Source organism: Pandoraea sp. NPDC090278 (genome assembly GCF_044772185.1).
Classification (GTDB): domain Bacteria; phylum Pseudomonadota; class Gammaproteobacteria; order Burkholderiales; family Burkholderiaceae; genus Pandoraea.
In genome coordinates, this window is the sequence record NZ_JBIVYJ010000007.1 from 115,378 (window position 1) to 136,311 (window position 20,934).

Genomic DNA, 20,934 nt, shown 5'->3' on the forward strand with positions numbered 1-20,934 from the left:
CCGAGCTTAGAACACGCGCTCGCGCAGCATCGAGAGGAGATACTGACCGTACCCCGTCTTCGCCAGCGGTTGTGCCAGCTTTTCGATGGCCGCCGCATCGATCCAGCCCCGGCGGTACGCGATCTCCTCCGGACAAGCTACCTTGAGTCCCTGACGCGATTCGATAGTTTGAATGAACGTGCTCGCTTCGAGCATCGACTCGTGAGTCCCCGTGTCGAGCCAGGCGTAGCCGCGGCCCATGATCTGCACGTTCAGCTTGCCGCGCTTCAGGTATTCGTTGTTGACGTCGGTAATTTCCAGCTCGCCTCGTGCCGACGGCTTGATCGAGCGTGCGATATCGATGACGTTGTTGTCGCAGAAGTACAAGCCCGTCACGGCGTAGCGCGACTTCGGCTCCTTCGGCTTCTCGACGAGTTCGATGGCTTTGCCGTGTTCGTCGAACGTGACCACACCGTAGCGTTCCGGATCGTGCACCGGATAGGCAAACACCGATGCACCGTCCGTTTGCGCGTTGGCTGCCGAGAGCAAGGCAGCGAAATCGTGTCCGTAGAACAGATTGTCGCCGAGCACAAGCGCGCACGGATCGTTGCCGATGAAGTCGGCACCGATCAGGAAGGCCTGAGCCAGACCGTCCGGGGAGGGCTGAACCGCATACTGGAGATTCAGGCCCCACTGGCTGCCGTCGCCCAGCAATTGCTCGAAACGCGGCGTGTCCTGCGGCGTCGAAATGATCAGCACGTCCCGGATCCCCGCGAGCATCAGCGTGGTCAGCGGGTAATAGATCATCGGCTTGTCGTAGACCGGAAGCAGTTGCTTCGAGACGGCCAGCGTCGCCGGGTACAAGCGCGTGCCGGACCCGCCCGCCAGAATGATGCCCTTACGTTTAGTACTCATACGTTGCCTCAGTCGTTCTTTTGATAATGCGTTTCGATCCAGCGCTGGTATTCGCCAGACAGCACCTGACGCACCCACTCGCCGTTGGCCAGATACCACTGCACCGTCTTGCGCATGCCGGTCTCGAACGTTTCCGCCGGACGCCAGCCCAGTTCGCGCTCAAGCTTGCGGGCATCGATGGCGTAGCGACGATCGTGTCCCGGGCGATCCGTCACGAACGTGATCTGATCGACGTACGACTTGCCGTCGGCGCGCGGCGACAACTCGTCGAGCAACGTGCACAAATGCTTCACGACCGACAGGTTGTTCTGCTCGTTCCAGCCGCCCACGTTGTAGACCTCGCCCAGGACGCCCTTGGCAAGCACTTCGCGAATCGCCGAGCAATGGTCACCAACGTACAGCCAGTCGCGCACGTTGCTGCCGTCGCCGTAGATCGGCAGCGGCTTACCGGCGAGCGCGTTGGCGATCACCAGCGGAATCAGCTTCTCGGGGAACTGGTACGGACCGTAGTTGTTCGAGCAGTTGGTGGTGAGGACCGGCATGCCGTACGTGTGGTGATACGCACGCACCAGGTGGTCGGAGCCTGCCTTCGACGCCGAATACGGGCTGTTCGGCGCGTACGGCGTGGTTTCGGTGAAGGCCGGATCGGTCGGGCTCAGCGAACCGTAGACCTCATCCGTCGACACATGCAGGAAACGGAAGTTATCGCGCGCTTCGCCGTCGAGCGAACCCCAATAGGCACGGGCCGCTTCGAGCATCGTGAAGGTGCCGACAATGTTCGTCTGCACGAACTCGCCCGGACCATGAATGGAGCGGTCGACGTGGCTTTCCGCCGCGAAATGCAGCACGGCACGCGGACGGTGCTCGGCGTACAGCTTGTCGAGCGCTGCGCGATCGCAGATATCGACCTGCGCGAAGTGGTGACGAGGGTCGCGTTCCAGACTCGCCAGGTTCGCCAGATTGCCTGCGTAGGTGAGCTTGTCGATCGTCAGGACCGGTTCATCATGTTGCGCGAGCCAGTCGAGAACGAAGTTTGCGCCGATAAATCCGGCGCCGCCAGTCACGAAGATCATAGGTATCGAAGTTTTGTGAGAAGTAGGTTTAACGGGTGCGAGGCACGCGCCCCATCAAGAAGAATTCGTCGTTGGGCCGCATCGAAATAGCATTGGCAATCCGGTTGGACATGCCGAAGAACGCCGTAATGGACGCAATGTCCCAGATATCCTCGTCGTTCAGTCCGTGGCCGCGCAGCGTGGCGTAGTCATCGTCGCTCACTTCATGCGAGCGCTCGCAGACCTTCATCGCGTACGCCAGAATCGCCTTCTGACGTTCGGTCAGATCCGCCTTCAGATAATTGACGGCCACCTGATCGGCCAGCAACGGCTGCTTTTCGTAAATGCGCACCAGCGCACCGTGCGCGACCACACAATACAGACATTGATTCACCGCACTGGTTGCGACCACGATCATCTCGCGCTCGCCCTGGCTCAGATTGCCTTCCTTGAGCATCAATGCATCGTGATATGCGAAAAATGCGCGAAATTCGTCGGGACGGTGCGCGAGTGTAAGGAAAACGTTGGGGATGAAGCCAGCCTTTTCGTGGACTGCGTCGATGCGTGCGCGAATATCGTCCGGCAACGCAGCGAGGTCCGGCACGGGAAAACGACTGATCGGCGGCTGGCTCATCATAGTCTCCTCAAATCCTCAAATGCAGGGGTATGCGGTTTCGGACATGACGTTGCGACCCCCGCAGTGCACGCGGCACCCGCGGGCGTCCCAGTTGTCACGCTTCCTGTTGTTGTGCGTACTGAATGCGGTGCAAATGGGCGTAGAGGCCATTATGCGCCACGAGTGCCTGGTGAGACCCCTGCTCCACGATGCGGCCATGTTCGAGCACGACGATACGGTCGGCGCGTTCGATGGTCGACAGGCGGTGCGCGATCACCAGCGTGGTACGGCCTTCCATCAGCACTTCGAGCGCCGCCTGCACATGACGCTCGGATTCCGAATCCAGTGCCGACGTCGCTTCGTCCAGAATCAGGATCGGTGCATCCTTGTAGATCGCGCGGGCAATCGCCAGACGCTGACGCTGGCCGCCCGACAGGCGCATGCCGTTGTCGCCCACCAGCGTGTTCACGCCATCGGGCATGGCAGCGACCGCATCGGCCAGATTGGCGGCGCGCAGCGCTGCCTGCACGCGCTCGGCATCGATTTCCTGACCGTAGGCCACGTTCGCGGCAATGGTGTCGTTGAACAACACGACGTCCTGACTCACGAACGCAATCTGACGGCGCAGATCGGCCAGACGCAGATCGTTGAGCGGAATGTCGTCGAGCAGAATGCGTCCGCCGGTCGGATCGAAGAAGCGCGGCACCAGATTGACCATCGTCGTCTTGCCGCTGCCCGAGGGACCGACCAGCGCCACCATCTCGCCCGGCGCGACCTCCAGCGAAATCTTGTCGAGCGTCGGGCGCTCGCTCGCGCCGTAGTTGAAGCTCACCTGATCGAACGTCACACGGCCCTTCGCACGTTCGAGCGTGCGCTCGCCACCGGCCGGCTCGACTTCGACGTCCATCACTTCAAAGATCAGCTCGGCGGCCGTCACGCCGCGTTGCAGCGGCTGGTTGACGTCCATCAGATGCTTGAGCGGGGACACAACGAGCAGCAGTGCCGTGACGAACGCCGTGAAACCGCCCACGGTCATCTCGCCCGAAGACGACTCAATCATCGCGACGGTAATCACGATAGCCAGCGCCAGCGAGGCCAGCGCCTGCGTGACCGGCTGCGCGAGACCGCCCGAGACCGTCACGCGCATGGCGTAACCGCGCAGCGTGCTGGTCATCCGGTCGAAGCGGTTTTTCTCGTACTCTTCGCCGTTGTGGATCTTCACGACCTTGTAGCCACCGACCGCCTCTTCGACCACATACGACAGCGCGTTGGTCAGCGTCTGCTGCTCACGATTGAGACGGCGCAGGCGGCGGTTGATCTTGCCGACCAGCCAGCCGATCAGCGGCAGAATGATGGCCACGACCAGCGTCAGACGCCAGTTCAGATAGAACAGATAGCCCAGCAGGCCGACGACGGTGAGCGAATCGCGCACGAGCGTGATCAGCACCGTAGTGAGCACGCCGAGCACCTGATTGACTTCGTAGACGATCGCGTTGATAAGCGTGCTGGTCGTCTCGCGCTGGTAGTAGGCGGCCGGGGCGTGCAGCAGACGCTCGAACATCTTCACGCGCAAGTCGAGCAGCACGCGGTTCGAGACCCACGACAGCATGTAGTTGGCCGAATATTGAGCCAGACCCCGGATCACGGCCAGGCCGATCACGGCGGCCGGGACGTACCAGAGCTTCCACGGATCGCCGCCCGAGAAGCCCTTGTCGAGCACCGGCTTGAGAACTGCCGGGATGGCCGCTTCGGTGGCCGCCACCAGCGCCATGGCGAGAACGGCCAGCAGGCCCATGTGCCAATATGGCTGAAGATAGCCCAGCAGACGTCGCAGAATCGGTCCGGTGGGCTTGTGCGGTGCGCTCATGTAAGTCGGGGACAGCGGGAAAACCGCTATTCTAACGTACCGGCCGGTCCCGTCGGGACGTGTCCGACGCGGACTCGGACCGCGCCCCAAAAATCGCCCTAACGCCAGATTTCAAGGGCTGTTGGCACGCCGGACGCCGGGTGGAACCGGTATACTCCGGCGCATGGCAAGCGCACTCGAAGTTCTCCGTACCGTATTCGGCTATAACGCATTCCGTGGCGATCAGGCCGCCATCGTCGACCATGTGGCCGACGGGGGCGATGCACTCGTGCTCATGCCCACGGGCGGCGGCAAGTCACTTTGCTACCAGATCCCCGCGCTGTTGCGCCCGGGCATCGGTATCGTCGTCTCCCCGCTCATCGCTCTCATGCAGGATCAGGTCGACGCCCTGCTCCAGGCTGGGGTCCGCGCTGCCTATCTGAATTCAAGTCTCGCTTTCGACGAAGCGGTCGATATCGAACGCCGCGCCGCGCGAGGCGAACTCGATTTGCTGTACGTCGCGCCGGAACGGCTGCTGACCGACCGCTTCCTCAATCTGCTCGACCGACTCGACGAACGCGGGCAACTGGCGTTGTTCGCCATCGACGAGGCCCACTGCGTCTCGCAATGGGGGCACGACTTCCGTCCTGAGTACATCCAGCTCTCGGCGCTGCATGAGCGCTATCCGCGTGTGCCGCGTATTGCGCTCACGGCCACGGCGGACGCCGCGACGCGCGAGGAAATTCAAACGCGGCTCGGCCTGACGGACGCACGCCTGTTCGTCTCCAGCTTCGACCGACCGAATATCCGGTACGAAATCGTCGACCGCGACAACCCGCGCAAACAGTTGCTGGCCTTTCTGAGTCGGCATCGCGGCGAAGCGGGCATCGTCTACTGCCTGTCGCGCAAAAAGGTGGAAGAAACGGCCGCGTGGCTGGAAACGCAAGGCATTCCGGCGCTGCCGTATCACGCGGGGCTGGACGCCGAAGTGCGCCGCACGCACCAGCAGCGTTTCCTGCGCGAGGAAGGGCTGGTCATGGCCGCGACCGTCGCCTTCGGCATGGGCATCGACAAGCCGGACGTGCGCTTCGTCGCCCATCTGGACTTGCCCAAGAGCCTCGAAGCCTACTATCAGGAGACGGGACGCGCCGGGCGCGACGGCGAACCGGCCGAAGCCTGGATGACGTACGGCCTGAACGACGTGGTGGTCCACCGCAGCCGGATCGACGAGTCGAACGCGCCCGACCTCCAGAAGCGCATCGAACGCCAGAAGCTCGACGCGCTGCTCGGTTACTGCGAAGCCCCTCGCTGCCGCCGCACGGTGCTTCTGTCGTACTTCGGCGAGTCGAGCGAGCCCTGCGGCAACTGCGACGTCTGCCTGAATCCCCCGGAAGTCTTCGACGGCACGATTGCGGCGCAAAAAGCGCTGTCGGCGATCTTGCGTACGGGCCAGCGCTTTGGCGCAGGCCACCTGGTCGACCTGCTGCGCGGGCGCAGCACGGACAAGATTCGTCAGTTCGGCCATGAAAGCCTGCCGACCTTCGGGGTGGGCGGCGAGATGGACGATCAGGGCTGGCGGGCTGTGTTTCGTCAACTGATTGCCCACGGCATCATCGAACCGGACAGCAGCCAGTACGGGGCGCTCACGTTGAATGCGGCGGCGCGTCCGGTGCTCAAGGGTGAGACGGTCGTGTCGCTGCGACGTCAGCGGCCCACGGCGAGCAAAAAGAGCCGCTTTGCCGGATACGCGTCGTCGCAGGCCATCGAGCTGGATACAGCCGATCAGCAATTGTTCGAGAAGCTTCGCACGTGGCGTCAGGAAATGGCGAAGACGCAGGCCGTCCCCGCGTACGTTATCCTTCACGACCGTACGCTGCGAGAACTTGCTCAGCGCCGCCCGCGTCACCGCGAAGGACTGGTCGATATCACCGGCCTCGGAGAAGCGAAGATCGAGCGTTACGGCGAAGCGCTCGTCGAATTGTTGAACGCCTGAGTTCCACGTCCCGCCCACGCCCCGCTCATGCCCACATTACCGCTGACCGTCACGATCCTCACGCGCAACGAGCGTCACAACATCGCCGACTGCATTGCATCGGTGAAGGCGTTCGCCTCGCAGATCGTGGTGGTGGATAACGCGAGTACGGACGGCACCGCCGATATCGCACGCGCTGCCGGGGCGGATGTCCACATCACGCCCGACTGGCCGGGCTTTGGGCCGCAGAAGAATCGCGCGCTGTCGTTCGCTACGCAACCGTGGGTGCTGTCGCTCGATGCGGACGAGCGCGTCACGCCGGAACTGGCCGCTGAGATCGCGGCGGCGATGAGGAGTGCATCCCACGCTGGCTATCGCATGCCGCGTCTGTCGCAGTTTCTGGGGCACTGGGTGAAGCATTGCGGCTGGTATCCCGATTACGTGCTGCGCCTGTTTCGCCGCGAAGCCGGACGCTTCTCCGACAATCTCGTGCACGAGCGTGTGATCGTCGACGGCGAGATCGGCACCCTCACCCATCACCTGCTCCATTACAGCTACACGGAAGTCCGTCAGGTCGAGGACAAGGTGCAGCGATACGCACGCGCCGGTGCCAAGGAAATGTCGCTGCGCGGCAAACGTGTCTCTGCACTCAAGCCGTGGATCAATGGGGGATGGGCGTTCGTTCGGACCTACGTGTTACGTCGCGGCTTTCTCGACGGTGCTGCCGGTGCGTCGATTGCCCGCATGAACGCTCGCAGTGCATTCCTGAAGTACGCATTGCTACGACGCGGCGACGTCTGACGACGGCCCCAAAGCAAAACGGACGCCATTGGCGTCCGTTTCTCATTCCGCGTGCGGCGTCTTCCGGGCTTACTTCGCCAGCGCCCGCTTGATGCGCGAGCGGAACAACTGCCAGCGGAGTTTGCTGTCGTCGACCGGCTCGGCGAGACGGCCATCGCTGCCCGACGGCACCGGCGTGCCGCGACGCAGATAGTAGCGATCGAAGATCGACTGTGTCATGCCCCACTTACGAAGGAATTGCGTGCGCCCGTCGTTCTTGACCACCTTGCCGGTGCTCTTGCACTGGAAGTGATAGACGAGACTTGCGCCCACGCCGACGAAGCGACGCGCGCCCGCGCCCCACATCTTCATCGAGAAGTCGTTGTCGCTGCTCATGCCGGGACTCAGTTCCGTGCTGTAGCCGCCGACAAGGAACCACCAGTCGCGATGCACGAGCGTGGGCGGCCACGTCGCGCCGAACCAGTCGGGCTTCTTGTACGTCGGCACGGCGGCGAGCAGCGCCGCCTCGTCGAACGTATCGACGTCACGGCCGAAGTCCTGCACCAGCACGCAAGGATTGCCGGTATCCACCGGCTCGATCATCGTGCCCGACAGCATGAATGCCTTGTCCGGTTGCGCCTCGGCGCGCTCGATCAATGTCGTGTCCCAACCCGGGCAGCAATACATGTCGTCGTTCAGATAGACGATGTACTTCTCGCGCGCCAGCGCCGCCGCCTGATTCACCGCGTAGCAGATCCCGATGTTATCGGGCGACGCCGTATGCTCGATCCCCTCGGTCCGGACCCAGTCGAGCGAACCGTCGGAACCGTCGTTGATGTGCACGATGATCTGATGCGGGTAACGCGAGTTCTGTCGGATGCTGCGTACGCAGAGTTGCAGCAAGGCGAGGTTGTTCCAGGTCGGAACGATGATGGAGAACATCCGGATTTCCTTGTGATATCGAACGGCGGGCAACGGGCACATTACGCGACTACGCCAACGCGCCAGCTAGCGAAAGGCAGCCAACCAGCGCTGCCTTGCTAACACCGATGCATCAATAGACGACTTGTACCGAGTCGGTGGTGAGCCACTGACGAAGTTCGCCCAGCAACTCGTCGCCAGGCTGCACCTTCCATTCATCGCCGAGACGCGACTCGCACTCGGCGTCCGTACGGCGATAGACGATATGCACCGGCAGGCCGTTTTGCTTATCCGCGTCGCCATCGCCGTTGCCATTACCGTTACGTCGACCGAAGCCACCGCCTCCACCACCATTAAACCCGCCGCCGCCATTGAACCCGCCACCACCGCCCGCGCCCGCCGTGGCGGCCACTCGGTACATCGTGCAGTGCGGTTGCAGCGTGGCGCGAAGACGCGTCCAGTCCGCGTTACCGTTGAACGACAGCTTGAGCGCCCGGGCGAAGCGCGCACGCGCGCGGCCGAGGTCCATCAGACTTTCGACGTTGAAACGCAGGCCACCCGTAAAGCTGTCCGGTCGTGCATTGCCATGCACGATCAGCAGTTCGTCTTCCTTGAACAGGTGCTTGTTCGCTTCGAACTGCTCGTTGAAGATCGTGACTTCGAGCGTGGCCGTACCGTCGTCGAGCTGGACGATCAGCATCTTCCCGCGCTGCGTCATCATGGTACGCATGCTGGAGATCACGCCAGCGACGAGACGATCACGCCCTTCGGACAGATCACGAATGCGAGTGCGCACGAAGCGTCGCACTTCGTCCGAGTACGAGTCGAACATGTGACCCGACAGGTAGAAGCCGAGCGCCTGCTTCTCTTCCTGCAACTTGCGCTTGTCGGTCCATGCCGGTTCGTCGGCCAGTTCCAGCGGCGCCTGCAGGCTTTCGTCACCCAGATCGAACAAGCTGACCTGATTGGCGGCAGCACTCGCCTGTTCAGCCGCTTCCATCGCCATCGGCACCGACGCCATCAACTGCGCCCGGTTGTCGTGGATCGAATCGAACGCGCCCGCGCGAATCAGCGCTTCGATCGTGCGACGGTTCACCACGCGACGGTCGATCCGTGCGCAGAAGTCGAACAGGTCCGTGAACGGCTTGCCCTCGCGGGCGCGCAGAATTTCTTCGATGGCCGACTGACCGCTGCCTTTGATGGCGCCCAGACCGTAACGCACGGTCTTCGAGTCCGCCGGTTCAAAGCGATAGGCCGAAACGTTGACGTCCGGCGGCAGAACGCCCAAGCCGTTGGCCGTGGCCAGGCAATCTTCGTAAAGAATCTTGACCTTGTCTGTGTCGTCCATGGCCAAGCTCATATTGGCGGCCATGAATTCGGCAGGATGGTGGGCCTTCAGCCACGCGGTGTAGTAGGCCAGCAGCGCATACGCGGCGGCGTGCGACTTGTTGAAGCCGTAGCCCGCGAACTTCTCCATCAAGTCGAAGATTTCGTCCGACTTTTCGCGCGTCAGACCATTCTCGGCGGCACCCTTGGCGAAAATCTCGCGGTGCTCGGCCATTTCCTCGGCCTTCTTCTTACCCATCGCGCGGCGCAGCAAGTCGGCGCCACCGAGCGAGTATCCGCCGATGATCTGCGCCATCTGCATCACCTGCTCCTGGTAGACCATGATGCCGTAGGTCTCCTGAAGCACCGGCTCCACGCGCGGATCCGGATATTCCGTCTTCTCGCGGCCATGCTTACGCGCGCAGAAGCTCGGGATCAGATCCATCGGGCCCGGACGATACAAAGCCACCAGCGCGATGATGTCCTCGAAGCGGTCAGGCTGGGCGTCCTTCAACATGCCCTGCATGCCGCGACTTTCCAGCTGGAACACGGCGACCGTGTTGGCCTTCTTGAGAATGCTGAACGCGGCCGGGTCCGTGAGCGAGACCTGTTCGAGCGACCAGTCCGCCATCTCCGGATGCAGGCGCTTGATGTAGCGCTCGGCCCAGTTCAGGATCGTGAGCGTGGTCAGGCCCAAGAAGTCGAACTTCACCAGACCGACGGCTTCCACGTCGTCCTTGTCGTACTGACTCACCACACCGCTGGCGTCTTCGCCGCTGCCCTGTGTGTAGAGCGGGCAGAAATCGGTGAGCTTGCCCGGGGCGATTAGCACACCGCCCGCGTGCATGCCGACGTTACGCGTGAGCCCTTCCACCCGCTGCGCCAGCTCGATCAGCTGCTTGACTTCGTCTTCCGTTTGGAAGCGCTCGGCGAGTTGCGGTTCTTCCTTGAGCGCGTCGTCGATGGTGACATGCTTGCCCGGCTTGAACGGAATCAGCTTCGAGATGCCGTCGACGAAGTTGTAGCCGAGATCGAGCACACGGCCCACGTCGCGCACCGCTGCCTTGGCGGCCATCGAGCCGAAGGTAGCGATCTGCGAGACGGCGTCCGCGCCGTACTTTTCCTTCACGTACTGAATGACGCGGTCGCGGCCGTCCTGACAGAAGTCGATGTCGAAGTCGGGCATCGACACACGTTCCGGGTTCAGGAAACGCTCGAACAGCAGGTTGTACTTGAGCGGGTCGAGGTCGGTAATGCCCAGCGCATAGGCGACGAGCGAACCGGCCCCCGAGCCACGGCCCGGTCCCACCGGCACGCCATTGTTCTTCGCCCACTGGATGAAGTCGGCCACGATCAGGAAGTAGCCCGGGAACCCCATCTTGATGATGGTGCCGGTCTCGAAATCGAGCCGCTTGTAATACTCGGGACGCTGTTTGTCGCGCTCGGCTTCGTCCGGGAACAACTGCGCGAGACGCGTCTCCAGCCCTTCCTTGGACAACTGGACGAGATAGTCGTCGAGCGACATGCCGTCCGGCGTGGGGAACAGCGGCAGCTTCGGCTTGCCAAGTTCGAGCGTCAGGTTGCAACGCTTTGCGATCTCGACGGTGTTGGCCAGCGCGGACGGCACGTCCTCGAACGCGGCCAGCATGTCGTCCTGCGTGCGGAAACTCTGGTCCTGCGTGAAACGGCGCACCCGGCGGGCGTTGCCCAACATCTCGCCTTCCGAAATACACACACGCGCCTCGTGCGCGGTGAAATCGTCGGACGTCATGAACTGGATGGGATGCGTGGCGACGACCGGCAGCCCGGCCTTCGCCGCCAGTTGCACCGCCTGCTGCACGTACGTCTCCATGCCCTGCTGGCCGGTGCGTTGCAGTTCGATGTAGAACGCGCCCGGGAAAACGCTCTCCCAGTGTTTCGCGCATTGCAACGCCAGGTCGGGGTTGCCTGCGGCCAACGCCGCGCCCACGTCGCCCATCTGCGCGCCGGAGAGCGCCAGCAGGCCACGGGCGAGGCCGTCGGGCTGAAGCCACGACGGCTCGATCTCTGCGCGTCCCCGGTGCTGGTTGCCGAGCCACGCCTTGGACAGCAACTGACACAGATTCAGATAGCCTTCCCGGTCGCGCGCGAGCAACAGCAGACGCGAGGGCTTGTCGCGGTCGACCGGATTCGTGATCCAGGCGTCGCAGCCGATGATCGGCTTGACGCCCTTGCCACGGGCTTCCTTATAGAAACGGATGGCTCCGAACATGTTCGCGAGGTCGGTGAGCGCGAGCGCGCCCTGACCATCCTTGGCGGCGGCCTTGACGACGTCGTCGAGCCGCACGATGCCATCGGCGATCGAATATTCGGAGTGGAGACGGAGGTGGACGAAGCGAGGTTCTGACATGGGCCGTATTGTAACGCGGCGCCCCCAGATTGACCGTCTTCGGAGAATCGATGCCGAACGAGATTCCTGCCGAATTCGAATGGGTCCTCGGTGGAACGCGAGCGAATACGGCAATCCCGGCCGTGACGCGGCCATCTAGAGTGAAAACGAAATGTGCGACGCCCCTCGTCGCATTCTAAAACCAGATCTCCACACGGCTTCGCATGCAAATCTCGCGCTTCGGGACGCCCACGCCTCTCACGTTGCCCAGCACGACGTCATCCACAAACGCTTCGGCAACAAGTTCGTCGCGCTCGACTTCCTCCGCATCCTCCGCATCCTCCTCGTCCTCCTCGTCCCCTTCACCCTCCGGCACTCCGCTGGACGCCCCGACCTGTTCTGTCACCGAAACGCCCGTCGATCAAGGCGAATCGGGCTACGAGAGTAACGACGGCAATACACCCGACCCGTCTGGCAACAGCACGCCTCTCGAAGCGGAACCGGACCCCGACGCCTGGCGCATCGGTCACTCCACGGTCGATGGCTTGCGACGCGCGCTGCTCAGTGCGCGCAATATGGAGACCGATGTCGTTGACTGGACCGCTCCCACCACGGGCACCAATGAGGCCTGCGCTCACCTTCGGCTCGGTGCGTCGACGTTGCTCTTCGCCGAGTCGATCCAGCGCGTTGCCAACCGGTACAACGTCGTCATCGGCCTGCGCAGACCCAGCGCGCACGGGCAGTCGTTGCTTCGCGAGGGCTTTCCTTCCAAGAATTTCCACGTCAAAGCGAAGTCGAGCGGGAGTGGGCCAACCGCAGGATTCGTACCTATCGAGCCGAAGTATTCGAAGGTGGGCGTCGCGCAATGGGACAAACAAGCCCGCGCCGTTGCCAGTTCGCTGCAAGCCGGGGCCCGTGCGGTCGATTTACGACTCACATCGGTGCGCGTCGCGGAACTCATCGAACTCGGCGCGATGACCCACGTCGGCGGCACAACCTACCGTGCACGTTATCCGGCTGGCGAAATGAACTTCTCACTGCGCCGGTCCACGCAAAACTCGCTCAGCGTATTCGATGATGCCGGGCGTCCCGTCACTGTCATGACAAACCCACCGGAGCTGCCGGGAGGATTCGCCAGAGACAAGGCGCTCAAGGCGAGCGCGCTACCGATTACTGCCGACTACGACCTGTTCTGCATCTTCTCCCGCTGGCAACGCGACATCGACCTACCTCCCATGCCCGTGCAGCCACGCATCCTCGTCGGCCCGAAAAACCCGGCAAGCCATCGCGCGTTCCAATACCTGCGGTCCATCAGCGAGGGGGCGAGCGAGCCGGAAGACCCGAATATGGGCAACATTCCGCTCTTTCACCGCACCATCGTCGATGCGCTTAACACTGCTGTCGCTAGCGACGGCTACACTGGCGGCAAACTCTTCTGGCACAACCCCGAGAACGGCAATCCGTTTTCTCCCGGCTTTTCCAGCTCAGACGCCCCGCTTTTCTTCGTGCCCGGGGCCGAGCCGTTGAGCGCATCGAGCCTCGACGGCCTGCGCCACGTGATGGACACGCTCCGATCCATGGGCTACGCGGCCAAGCTCAGCCCGCGTCTGTCTGTCGAAGCACCCACTTGAGGCTTGCTGCACGGGTCCCGAATTGACCCGCTTTGTCCTGAATCAAGCGCGAACTTGCACCGAATCGGCGATAATGGCGGTTTATTGCTTCACGCTTTTGCGGAATTTCGTTGCCATGTCTATCGTCAACATCGCTGCGTACAAGTTCGTCACGCTCGACGACATCGCGACCCTGCGCCCGGCCCTGCTTGAACGCTGCAACGCGCTCGATCTGAGAGGCACCATCCTGCTCGCCCCGGAAGGCATCAACCTGTTCCTCGCCGGTTCGCGCGAGTCGATCGATGCCTTCCTGACGGGCCTGCGCGCCGACGCCCGGTTTGCCGATCTGGAAGTTAAGGAAAGTCTCTCGGACGATCAGCCCTTCCGCCGCATGCTCGTGCGCCAGAAGAAAGAGATCATCACCATGAAGATGCCAGTCATCAAACCGGCAGACGGACGTGCACCGGGTGTCGAGCCCGCCACGCTCAAGCGCTGGCTCGACGCCGGACAGGACGACGAAGGCCGTCCGGTGGTGATGCTCGACACGCGCAACGACTTCGAAGTGGACGTGGGCACGTTCGACAACGCTGTCGACTACCGTCTCACGAAATTCTCGGAATTCCCTGACGTTATCGCCGCACATCGCGCAGACTTCGAGGGCAAGACCATCGTGTCGTTCTGCACCGGCGGCATCCGCTGCGAGAAGGCCGCCATCTACATGCGCGACATCGGGCTTGAGCACACGTATCAGCTTGACGGCGGCATTCTCAAGTACTTCGAAGACGTGGGCGGCGCGCACTATCAGGGCGACTGCTTCGTGTTCGACTACCGCACGGCACTCACGCCGGACCTCGCCCCGTCGACGACCAAGCAGTGCTTCGCCTGCCGCGCCGTGGTGACGGCCGAGGATCAGTGCAGCCCCGATTACATCGAAGGCGAGCAGTGCCCGGCGTGCGTGGGTGACAAGGCAGGTGCCACCGCCGCTGATGCCGCCGATACCGCTGCGGCTGTCACGGCAACGTCGGCCTGAGTCCCCGGTGGCGCAGGCTACGGCGCGCGACGCCACCATACCCGCCACCGTATCTGCCGACGACCCGACGTCGTCGGCCCGTGCAAGCGTCGGCAGCTATCGCGGACGCTTCGCCCCCTCCCCGACCGGGCCGCTGCATCGCGGCTCACTCGTCACGGCACTGGCCAGTTGGCTCGACGCCCGGGCGCACGGCGGCGTCTGGATCGTCCGCATGGAAGATCTCGACGAACCGCGCAGCGTGCCCGGTGCTGCCGACAATATTCTCGACACCCTCACGCGTCTCGGCCTGCATTCGGACGAACCGATTGTCTGGCAAAGCCGTCGTCATGCGCTTTACGAGCAGGCGCTCGGGGCCCTGACGACACGCGGATTCGTCTATCCCTGCGGATGCACTCGTCGCGAAATTGCGGACTCGCTCACGCGCGTGCATGCGCGTCACAGCACACTGGCTTACCCGGGCACCTGCCGCGAGGGACTGCACGGCAAGACGGCCCGCGCATGGCGTCTTCGGGTGCCGGATGGCGATGCCGCGCGCATGCACTTCGAAGACCGCTGGATGGGATCGCAGACGCAGGATCTGGCGACGGAAGTCGGGGATTTCGTGCTTAAGCGTGCCGATGGACAGTGGGCTTACCAGTTGGCGGTCGTCGTCGACGATCAGTTGCAGGGCATCACGGACATCGTGCGCGGGGCCGATCTGCTCGACTCGACCGCGCGTCAGATCTACCTGCAAGCCTGCCTCGGCGCACCGAAGCCTCACTATCTGCATGTGCCGCTCGTCATGGCCGACGACGGCGAGAAGCTGAGCAAGCAGAACGGTGCCGCGCCGCTGTCGCTCGATTCACCCGACGCGGTCCTCGCATCCCTCAAAGAGGCGGCCTCGCACCTCGGGTTACCCGCGGCACTCGCCGACATCTCTCATCGCGACGACTTCTACGCGGCGGCCACGCTCGCGTGGCAGGCGCAACACGTACGCTGACATCGTCGGCTCACTGTCCAGCACGGTCCGAATACGGCCGCTCAATGAAAAAAGCCAGCGTATGTACGCTGGCTTTTTCACGACTGCATGGTGCGTGAAACTACCGCACCCGGCGCTTGGCCTTGGATTAGCGGTCCTGTGCCTTGCGCGGGAAGCCCGCGAGCAGTGCAGCGACTTGACGCTTAGGGGCCTTTTCCGACGGCGCACCGAAGGTCGTCGGTGCAGCAACGTCATGCGACGCACGATGGTCGCGCTGCGACTCACCGGCCGACGGCGACGGCTCGTACGGCTTGTAGAAGAATTCATCTTCCGGACGCACGCGACGCGGCGTGCTGCCGCCGCTGCGGCCAGCGCGCAGGCCGTCATGACGGCTGTGACGCTCTCCACGCTCGCTGCGATCACTGCGCTCGCCACGTTCCGCACGCTCACCGCGGTCGCTGCGTTCGTAACGATCGCCACGGTCGTCGCGCGAACGGCTGCGGCGCTCCATCACCAACTCGCCACGCTTGAGTTCGCGCTTGATCAGCTTCTCGATTTCCACGAGTTGCTTGCGCTCGTCCGGCGCGCACAATGAGAGCGCTTCACCCGACGCACCGGCACGACCCGTACGGCCGATGCGGTGCACATAGTCTTCCGGGTTGTACGGCAGGTCGTAGTTGATGACGCCCGGCAGATCGGAGATGTCCAGGCCGCGTGCGGCGACGTCGGTCGCGACAAGCGCACGAATCCCGCCCTGCTTGAACGCTTCGAGCGCCTGCATGCGCTCGTTCTGCGACTTGTCGCCGTGAATGGCGGCCGTCACGATGCCGTCGCGCTCAAGCTGACGCGCCAGACGGCTCGCGCCGATCTTGCTGTTCACGAACACGATGACCTGCTTCAGATCGCGCTCGTTAAGAATTTGGACCACGGCTGCGCGCTTGTCGTCTTCATCCACTTCGTAGACGACTTGCTCGACCGTATCGGCCGTCGCATTGCGACGCGCAACTTCGATCGTGACCGGGTTCGTGAGGTAGCTCGATGCGAGCCGCTTGATGTCGTTCGAGAACGTGGCCGAGAAGAGCAGCGTCTGGCGCTGCTTCGGCAGCAAATTCAGAATGCGCTGGAGATCCGGCAGGAAGCCCATGTCGAGCATGCGGTCGGCTTCGTCGAGCACCAGCATCTTCACCTGGCTCAGGTTCACCGTTTTCTGTTCGACGTGGTCGAGCAGACGGCCCGGCGTGGCGATGAGAATTTCCACGCCACGGCGCAGTGCGTCCTTCTGCGGGTTCATGTCGACGCCGCCGAACACCACAGTGTTACGCAATGCCGTGTGACAGGCGTACGAACGCACGTTGTCGGCCACCTGATCGGCGAGTTCGCGCGTCGGCGTGAGGATCAGCGCACGCACCGGGTGACGGGCGGGCGATGCACTCGTGTTGGCATCGGGCAGCAGACGCTGGATGATCGGCAACGAGAAGCTGGCGGTCTTACCGGTCCCCGTTTGTGCGGCACCCATGACGTCGCGACCGGACAGCACCACCGGAATGGCCTGTGCCTGAATGGGCGTCGGTTGGGTGTAGCCCTGCTCGGCGATGGCCCGCAAGATGTCCGCATGCAGCCCAAAGCTATCGAAGCCGGGGGTCGGAACAGCATTTACATCAGCCATGATGAAGGGACATCTCTTTTAAAAAAACGGGGGCCGCCACGCGGAAGGGTTTCCGCATCAAAGCTCACTCGCGAAGATTCAAGGGGCGCTGCGCGCCATGCTCAAGGCTGGCGCGAGAGGGGTCTGTCAGGTAACAGATGCGTCGGGCGCCGCCGGACCGGGGTGGTCGTCAAGAAGCGAAACAGACGCAATTCTAGCACTTGCGCACGACCAACGTGTGACAACGGCCCTTGCCGGGCCGTGTCTGTCGGATAACGCGTGGGGTTATGCGTTGGCGAATGCGTCGAAGCACGGGTGCGTCGGGCGCTCAGCGGCCCGCGCCTGCGTTGGCGCTGCCGCTCTCCGGCTTGCCAGGCTTGGCACCGGGCGCGGCCTTACCGGCCACGGCCTTCGCGGCCTGAGCGGCCCGCTGACGATTGGCGTAACGCGTCGCCAGCACGGCGCACACCATCAGTTGCATCTGATGGAACAGCATGAGCGGCAGGACAATCGCGCCGAGCGAGCCGGTCGCGAACAGCACCTTGGCCATCGGAATGCCGCTCGCCAGACTCTTTTTCGAGCCGCAGAAGACGATGGTGATCTCGTCTTCGCGCGAAAATCCGAGCCAGCGTGCCGAATACGTCGTGATCGCAAGCATGATCGCGAGAATGACCGCGCAGCAGCCCAGCAGGCCCAGCAGCGCCAGCGGGGGAATCTGATGCCACAGTCCCGTGTTCACGGCTTCGCTGAACGCGGTATAGACAACCAGCAGAATCGAGCCCTGATCGACAATCTTGAGCAGCCCGCGGTTGCGCTCCACCCACTTGCCGATGGCCTTGCGCGACAACTGACCGGCAATGAACGGCACGAGCAGTTGCAACATGATGTTGCCGATGGAGTCGAACGGCGACGCGCCGCTGTTGCCATCGTGATGGATCACGACAAGGCCGACCAGCAGCGGCGTAATGAAAATGCCGAACAAGCTGGACGCCGATGCGCTGCACACCGCAGCGGGCACGTTACCGCGCGCCATCGACGTGAAGGCAATGGCCGACTGGACCGTGGCGGGCAGCGTGCACAGGAAGAGGATGCCCAGATACAACTCCGGGGTCACCATCCACGACAGCACGGGCTTGAGCGCCACGCCGACGATCGGGAAAATGGCGAACGTGCTGGCGAACACCAGCAGATGCAGACGCCAGTGGGTCGCACCGGCGAGCACGGCTTCGCGCGACAGCTTCGCGCCGTGCAGAAAGAACAATGCGGCAATCGCCACGTTGGTCAGCAGGTTGAAGGCGACTTCGCCCTCGCCGTGCGCGGGCAGGAAACTGGCCAGCGCAACGGTAGCCACCAGCATCAACGTGAAATTGTCGGGAAGGAAACGCGGTCTGGCCATCGGTGCTCTTGAATACTCTCTCGGATACGTCTGAAATGACAAAGCCCGTTCCGCCAGAACACGGGACACGACGGCATTGAGGGCCGTCAGCGAGGTCGACTGTCGTTCCTGGAGGTCCCAGGCGTCAAAAATTGACCGGAAAGTGACCGGAAGTGTGCGCTCGCGCTACGGGTTTTTACGTATTAGAGCGCAAGGGTAGTTAAAATACAAATTCATTTAAAAATTTTATTCATACCAAAGACGCATGAATATCTCGCTGCGCCAGCTCAAAGTGTTCCTCGCAGTGGCCGAGCACGGCAGTTTCAGCCGCGCGGGCGAGGATATCGGCCTGACTCAGCCAGCCGTGAGCCGCTGCATCCGGGAATTGGAGCAAGAACTCGGGCTCAAGCTGGTGGACCGCACCACGCGGGAGGTCACGCTGACCGAAGTGGGCGCTAGCCTCTCGGCCACCCTCGCCCGGGTGCTCGACGAACTGGAGAGCGCCCTGCGCGACACGCACGGGTTGGCGGAAGAGCGCCGTGGCCGCGTTCGCGTGGCCAGTGCGCCGACCATTTCCGCGAATCTCATGCCCGAGTGCATCTCGGCGTGCGCCGCCCGCTATCCCGACATCACGCTGATGCTGCGCGATCAGGTCCAGACACTGGCGACCGACAGCGTGCGGCACGGCGAAGTGGATTTTGGCGTGATTGTCGCCTCGGAGGGTACAGACGATCTGGTAGGCGAACCCATCATGGTCGAGCCGTTCCTCGTGGTGTGCGACCGCTCACATCGCTTTGCGAAGCAGACCGAGGTGACGTGGAAGGAACTCAATGGCGAAAAGCTGGTGTTGCTCGACTACGCGTCCGGCAGCCGACCGCTGATCGACCGCGCGCTGGCCGAACACGGTGCGTACTGTCACGTGGCGCAGGAAGTCGGGCACGCGATCACCGTCTTCCGAATGGTCGAAGCGGGTATCGGCATCAGCATCATGCCTGCGCTGGCGTTGCCTGCCATGCCGGGACTGGCGGCGAACAGCCCGGAAGCGGACAGCCGCCTCGTGGCCCTGCCGCTCACGCCGCAGATCGACCGGACCATCATGCTGGTGCGCCGCAAGAACCGGACGCTCTCCCCCGCCGCCCAATCCGTCTGGGAATTGATCCAGCAGATCACAGCCAATACGCCGCACTCGCTTGCGTCGGGCAAGCCTCGCAAGTGACACGCTAGGCAACTGCCCCTGACATGATGGGAATAACCAGCGGATACAGGAAGTTTGCGCACCATTGAGCGAAATTCAGAGAAAAATCACCTGACCGAGAGAGGTCTCGACACATCAAAGTAAGTGAGCGCCTGCTACAATGCCAGTGCGTCGACTCCCCCCAAGTGCGTGACTGTGCCATCGGGCGTCTGCCCCGCCATCGTGCCTCGACGACATGCCCGCGCCCTGCGGGCATTGTGTTTCCGGTACGTCGCCATGGACCTGTTCATCAAATACTTCAGCCCGCTGTGGCTCTTCCACGCGGCAGCCGATCTGTCTTTCTGGCAGCGGCATCAGCTCGACGCGCGCATGCAGATCGTGAGCCGCTTCATGTGGCGCTATGTCATGCGCTGGTGTGTCGTGAGCGTCATGCTGCTCGTGCCCGCCGCTGTGATGGCGCATGGGCTGGCAGCCACGGGACTCGCACTGGCGGGCGGTGTGTCGGCGAGCGTGGCGGTGCTCATGGCAGCGCTGGCGCTGGGCTGTCTTATCGGCTCGCGGCTGCGCTGAAGCTGATCGCGCTTGCGCTAAAGCGTCATCCGCGTCGACTATGATGAAACGGCTCGCCTCGCGCGGCCGACGGTCCGCGACGCCTGCATCTTTCGACCCCAAAGGAGAATTCCATGGCCAACGCCAAGATCCTGGTGGTGTTCTATAGCATGTTCGGGCACATCTACAAGATGGCCGAAGCGGTCGCCGAAGGCGCACGCAGCGTCGCCAGCGCCGAAGTCACTGTCATGCAGGTCCCCGAACTTGTCCCCGATGAAGTGCTGGAAAAGAGCGGGGCCAAGGCCGCCCGCGCCGCGTTCGCCAGCGTGCCTGTCGCGCGCGTCGACCAGCTCGCCGAATATGACGCGATCATCTTCGGCACCCCGACGCGTTTCGGCAATATGACCGCGCAGATGCGCAACTTCCTCGACCAGACCGGCGGCCTCTGGGCCAAGGGCGCGCTGGCCGGTAAAGTCGGCAGCGTGTTCGCAAGCACCGGCACACAGCACGGCGGACAGGAAACGACGATCACCAGCTTCCACACGACCCTGCTCCACCACGGCATGATCATCGTCGGCGTGCCGTACACGGAACCCGCACTCACCAACATGAAAGAGATCACCGGGGGTACGCCCTACGGTGCCACGACGCTCGCCGGTGCCGACGGCTCACGTCATCCGAGCGAAAACGAATTGACGATTGCACGGACGCAAGGCCGTCACGTCGCGGAAATCGCCGCCGCGCTCAAACACGGACGCGCTCTGTAAAACGCGTCGGCAAATCACCGGCAACACGCG

The 20,934-nt window shown here is 63.0% G+C and carries 17 protein-coding genes; 8 read left to right on the forward strand and 9 right to left on the reverse strand.

Going from position 1 to position 20,934, the window contains the following annotated elements; genetic code table 11:
- Nucleotides 1–6: 6 nt before the first annotated feature.
- The 4 genes from rfbA to msbA form a co-directional block, all read right to left on the reverse strand.
- A complete protein-coding gene (gene rfbA / locus ACIQWO_RS23435) occupies nucleotides 7–894 on the reverse strand; it encodes a glucose-1-phosphate thymidylyltransferase RfbA (RefSeq protein WP_402829378.1) in 888 nt (295 codons plus the stop codon).
- An 8-nt stretch (nucleotides 895–902) separates the two neighbouring features.
- Nucleotides 903–1,967, reverse strand: coding sequence for a dTDP-glucose 4,6-dehydratase (gene rfbB / locus ACIQWO_RS23440; protein WP_402829380.1), 1,065 nt, complete (start codon nucleotides 1,965–1,967; stop codon nucleotides 903–905).
- Nucleotides 1,968–1,995: 28 nt separating this feature from the next.
- Nucleotides 1,996–2,580, reverse strand: a complete 585-nt coding sequence (locus tag ACIQWO_RS23445; RefSeq protein ID WP_402829650.1) for a peroxidase-related enzyme — start codon at nucleotides 2,578–2,580, stop codon at nucleotides 1,996–1,998.
- Between the two features lie 97 nt (nucleotides 2,581–2,677).
- Nucleotides 2,678–4,429 (reverse strand): lipid A export permease/ATP-binding protein MsbA, encoded by a 1,752-nt coding sequence (gene msbA, locus ACIQWO_RS23450; protein WP_402829382.1) that lies wholly within the window; start codon nucleotides 4,427–4,429, stop codon nucleotides 2,678–2,680.
- A 163-nt stretch (nucleotides 4,430–4,592) separates the two neighbouring features.
- Here msbA and recQ point away from each other — a divergent pair, with 163 nt between their 5' ends.
- Together recQ and ACIQWO_RS23460 are read left to right on the forward strand one after the other, a co-directional pair.
- Nucleotides 4,593–6,401 carry a DNA helicase RecQ gene (gene recQ, locus ACIQWO_RS23455; protein WP_402829384.1) on the forward strand — a complete coding sequence of 603 codons (1,809 nt, stop codon included), beginning with the start codon at nucleotides 4,593–4,595 and terminating at the stop codon, nucleotides 6,399–6,401.
- Nucleotides 6,402–6,428: 27 nt separating this feature from the next.
- Nucleotides 6,429–7,181, forward strand: coding sequence for a glycosyltransferase family 2 protein (locus ACIQWO_RS23460; protein ID WP_402829386.1), 753 nt, complete (start codon nucleotides 6,429–6,431; stop codon nucleotides 7,179–7,181).
- Nucleotides 7,182–7,250: 69 nt separating this feature from the next.
- On the opposite strand, the gene ACIQWO_RS23465 is transcribed toward ACIQWO_RS23460, so the two are convergent.
- The 3 genes from ACIQWO_RS23465 to ACIQWO_RS23475 form a co-directional block, all read right to left on the reverse strand.
- Nucleotides 7,251–8,102, reverse strand: a complete 852-nt coding sequence (locus ACIQWO_RS23465; RefSeq protein ID WP_402829388.1) for a glycosyltransferase family 2 protein — start codon at nucleotides 8,100–8,102, stop codon at nucleotides 7,251–7,253.
- Nucleotides 8,103–8,214: 112 nt separating this feature from the next.
- Nucleotides 8,215–11,805 (reverse strand): DNA polymerase III subunit alpha, encoded by a 3,591-nt coding sequence (dnaE, locus tag ACIQWO_RS23470; protein ID WP_402829653.1) that lies wholly within the window; start codon nucleotides 11,803–11,805, stop codon nucleotides 8,215–8,217.
- A 166-nt stretch (nucleotides 11,806–11,971) separates the two neighbouring features.
- Nucleotides 11,972–12,181, reverse strand: coding sequence for a hypothetical protein (locus tag ACIQWO_RS23475; RefSeq protein WP_402829390.1), 210 nt, complete (start codon nucleotides 12,179–12,181; stop codon nucleotides 11,972–11,974).
- A gap of 169 nt (nucleotides 12,182–12,350) precedes the next feature.
- Here ACIQWO_RS23475 and ACIQWO_RS23480 point away from each other — a divergent pair, with 169 nt between their 5' ends.
- The 3 genes from ACIQWO_RS23480 (at nucleotide 12,351) to gluQRS (ending at nucleotide 15,394) form a co-directional block, all read left to right on the forward strand.
- The gene (locus ACIQWO_RS23480; protein ID WP_402829392.1) at nucleotides 12,351–13,406 is read left to right on the forward strand and encodes an anthrax toxin-like adenylyl cyclase domain-containing protein; all 1,056 of its coding nucleotides are present in this window, start codon (nucleotides 12,351–12,353) and stop codon (nucleotides 13,404–13,406) included.
- Between the two features lie 115 nt (nucleotides 13,407–13,521).
- Complete coding sequence (locus tag ACIQWO_RS23485; protein WP_402829394.1) at nucleotides 13,522–14,415, forward strand: sulfurtransferase; 894 nt, start codon at nucleotides 13,522–13,524, stop codon at nucleotides 14,413–14,415.
- A gap of 37 nt (nucleotides 14,416–14,452) precedes the next feature.
- The gene (gluQRS, locus tag ACIQWO_RS23490) at nucleotides 14,453–15,394 is read left to right on the forward strand and encodes a tRNA glutamyl-Q(34) synthetase GluQRS (protein ID WP_402829656.1); all 942 of its coding nucleotides are present in this window, start codon (nucleotides 14,453–14,455) and stop codon (nucleotides 15,392–15,394) included.
- Between the two features lie 127 nt (nucleotides 15,395–15,521).
- Here gluQRS and ACIQWO_RS23495 read toward each other — a convergent pair whose 3' ends face one another.
- Together ACIQWO_RS23495 and ACIQWO_RS23500 are read right to left on the reverse strand one after the other, a co-directional pair.
- Nucleotides 15,522–17,039 (reverse strand): DEAD/DEAH box helicase, encoded by a 1,518-nt coding sequence (locus ACIQWO_RS23495; RefSeq protein ID WP_402829396.1) that lies wholly within the window; start codon nucleotides 17,037–17,039, stop codon nucleotides 15,522–15,524.
- Between the two features lie 307 nt (nucleotides 17,040–17,346).
- Complete coding sequence (locus ACIQWO_RS23500) at nucleotides 17,347–18,414, reverse strand: bile acid:sodium symporter family protein (RefSeq protein ID WP_402829398.1); 1,068 nt, start codon at nucleotides 18,412–18,414, stop codon at nucleotides 17,347–17,349.
- Nucleotides 18,415–18,658: 244 nt separating this feature from the next.
- On the opposite strand from ACIQWO_RS23500, the gene ACIQWO_RS23505 reads away from it, so the two are divergent.
- The 3 genes from ACIQWO_RS23505 (at nucleotide 18,659) to wrbA (ending at nucleotide 20,904) form a co-directional block, all read left to right on the forward strand.
- Nucleotides 18,659–19,609 (forward strand): LysR family transcriptional regulator, encoded by a 951-nt coding sequence (locus ACIQWO_RS23505; RefSeq protein ID WP_402829400.1) that lies wholly within the window; start codon nucleotides 18,659–18,661, stop codon nucleotides 19,607–19,609.
- Between the two features lie 255 nt (nucleotides 19,610–19,864).
- Nucleotides 19,865–20,158, forward strand: a complete 294-nt coding sequence (locus ACIQWO_RS23510) for a hypothetical protein (protein ID WP_402829402.1) — start codon at nucleotides 19,865–19,867, stop codon at nucleotides 20,156–20,158.
- Nucleotides 20,159–20,271: 113 nt separating this feature from the next.
- Nucleotides 20,272–20,904 (forward strand): NAD(P)H:quinone oxidoreductase, encoded by a 633-nt coding sequence (gene wrbA / locus ACIQWO_RS23515; protein WP_402829404.1) that lies wholly within the window; start codon nucleotides 20,272–20,274, stop codon nucleotides 20,902–20,904.
- Nucleotides 20,905–20,934: the final 30 nt, after the last annotated feature.

Excerpts from the sequence above, each read along its gene's own strand:
- rfbA (WP_402829378.1), bottom strand. The coding sequence starts at position 894 with ATGAGTACTAAACGTAAGGGCATCATTCTGGCGGGCGGGTCCGGCACG.
- rfbB (WP_402829380.1), bottom strand. The coding sequence starts at position 1,967 with ATGATCTTCGTGACTGGCGGCGCCGGATTTATCGGCGCAAACTTCGTT.
- ACIQWO_RS23445 (WP_402829650.1), bottom strand. The coding sequence starts at position 2,580 with ATGAGCCAGCCGCCGATCAGTCGTTTTCCCGTGCCGGACCTCGCTGCG.
- msbA (WP_402829382.1), bottom strand. The coding sequence starts at position 4,429 with ATGAGCGCACCGCACAAGCCCACCGGACCGATTCTGCGACGTCTGCTG.
- recQ (WP_402829384.1), top strand. The coding sequence starts at position 4,593 with ATGGCAAGCGCACTCGAAGTTCTCCGTACCGTATTCGGCTATAACGCA.
- ACIQWO_RS23460 (WP_402829386.1), top strand. The coding sequence starts at position 6,429 with ATGCCCACATTACCGCTGACCGTCACGATCCTCACGCGCAACGAGCGT.
- ACIQWO_RS23465 (WP_402829388.1), bottom strand. The coding sequence starts at position 8,102 with ATGTTCTCCATCATCGTTCCGACCTGGAACAACCTCGCCTTGCTGCAA.
- ACIQWO_RS23480 (WP_402829392.1), top strand. The coding sequence starts at position 12,351 with ATGGAGACCGATGTCGTTGACTGGACCGCTCCCACCACGGGCACCAAT.
- ACIQWO_RS23485 (WP_402829394.1), top strand. The coding sequence starts at position 13,522 with ATGTCTATCGTCAACATCGCTGCGTACAAGTTCGTCACGCTCGACGAC.
- ACIQWO_RS23495 (WP_402829396.1), bottom strand. The coding sequence starts at position 17,039 with ATGGCTGATGTAAATGCTGTTCCGACCCCCGGCTTCGATAGCTTTGGG.
- ACIQWO_RS23500 (WP_402829398.1), bottom strand. The coding sequence starts at position 18,414 with ATGGCCAGACCGCGTTTCCTTCCCGACAATTTCACGTTGATGCTGGTG.
- ACIQWO_RS23505 (WP_402829400.1), top strand. The coding sequence starts at position 18,659 with ATGAATATCTCGCTGCGCCAGCTCAAAGTGTTCCTCGCAGTGGCCGAG.
- ACIQWO_RS23510 (WP_402829402.1), top strand. The coding sequence starts at position 19,865 with ATGGACCTGTTCATCAAATACTTCAGCCCGCTGTGGCTCTTCCACGCG.
- wrbA (WP_402829404.1), top strand. The coding sequence starts at position 20,272 with ATGGCCAACGCCAAGATCCTGGTGGTGTTCTATAGCATGTTCGGGCAC.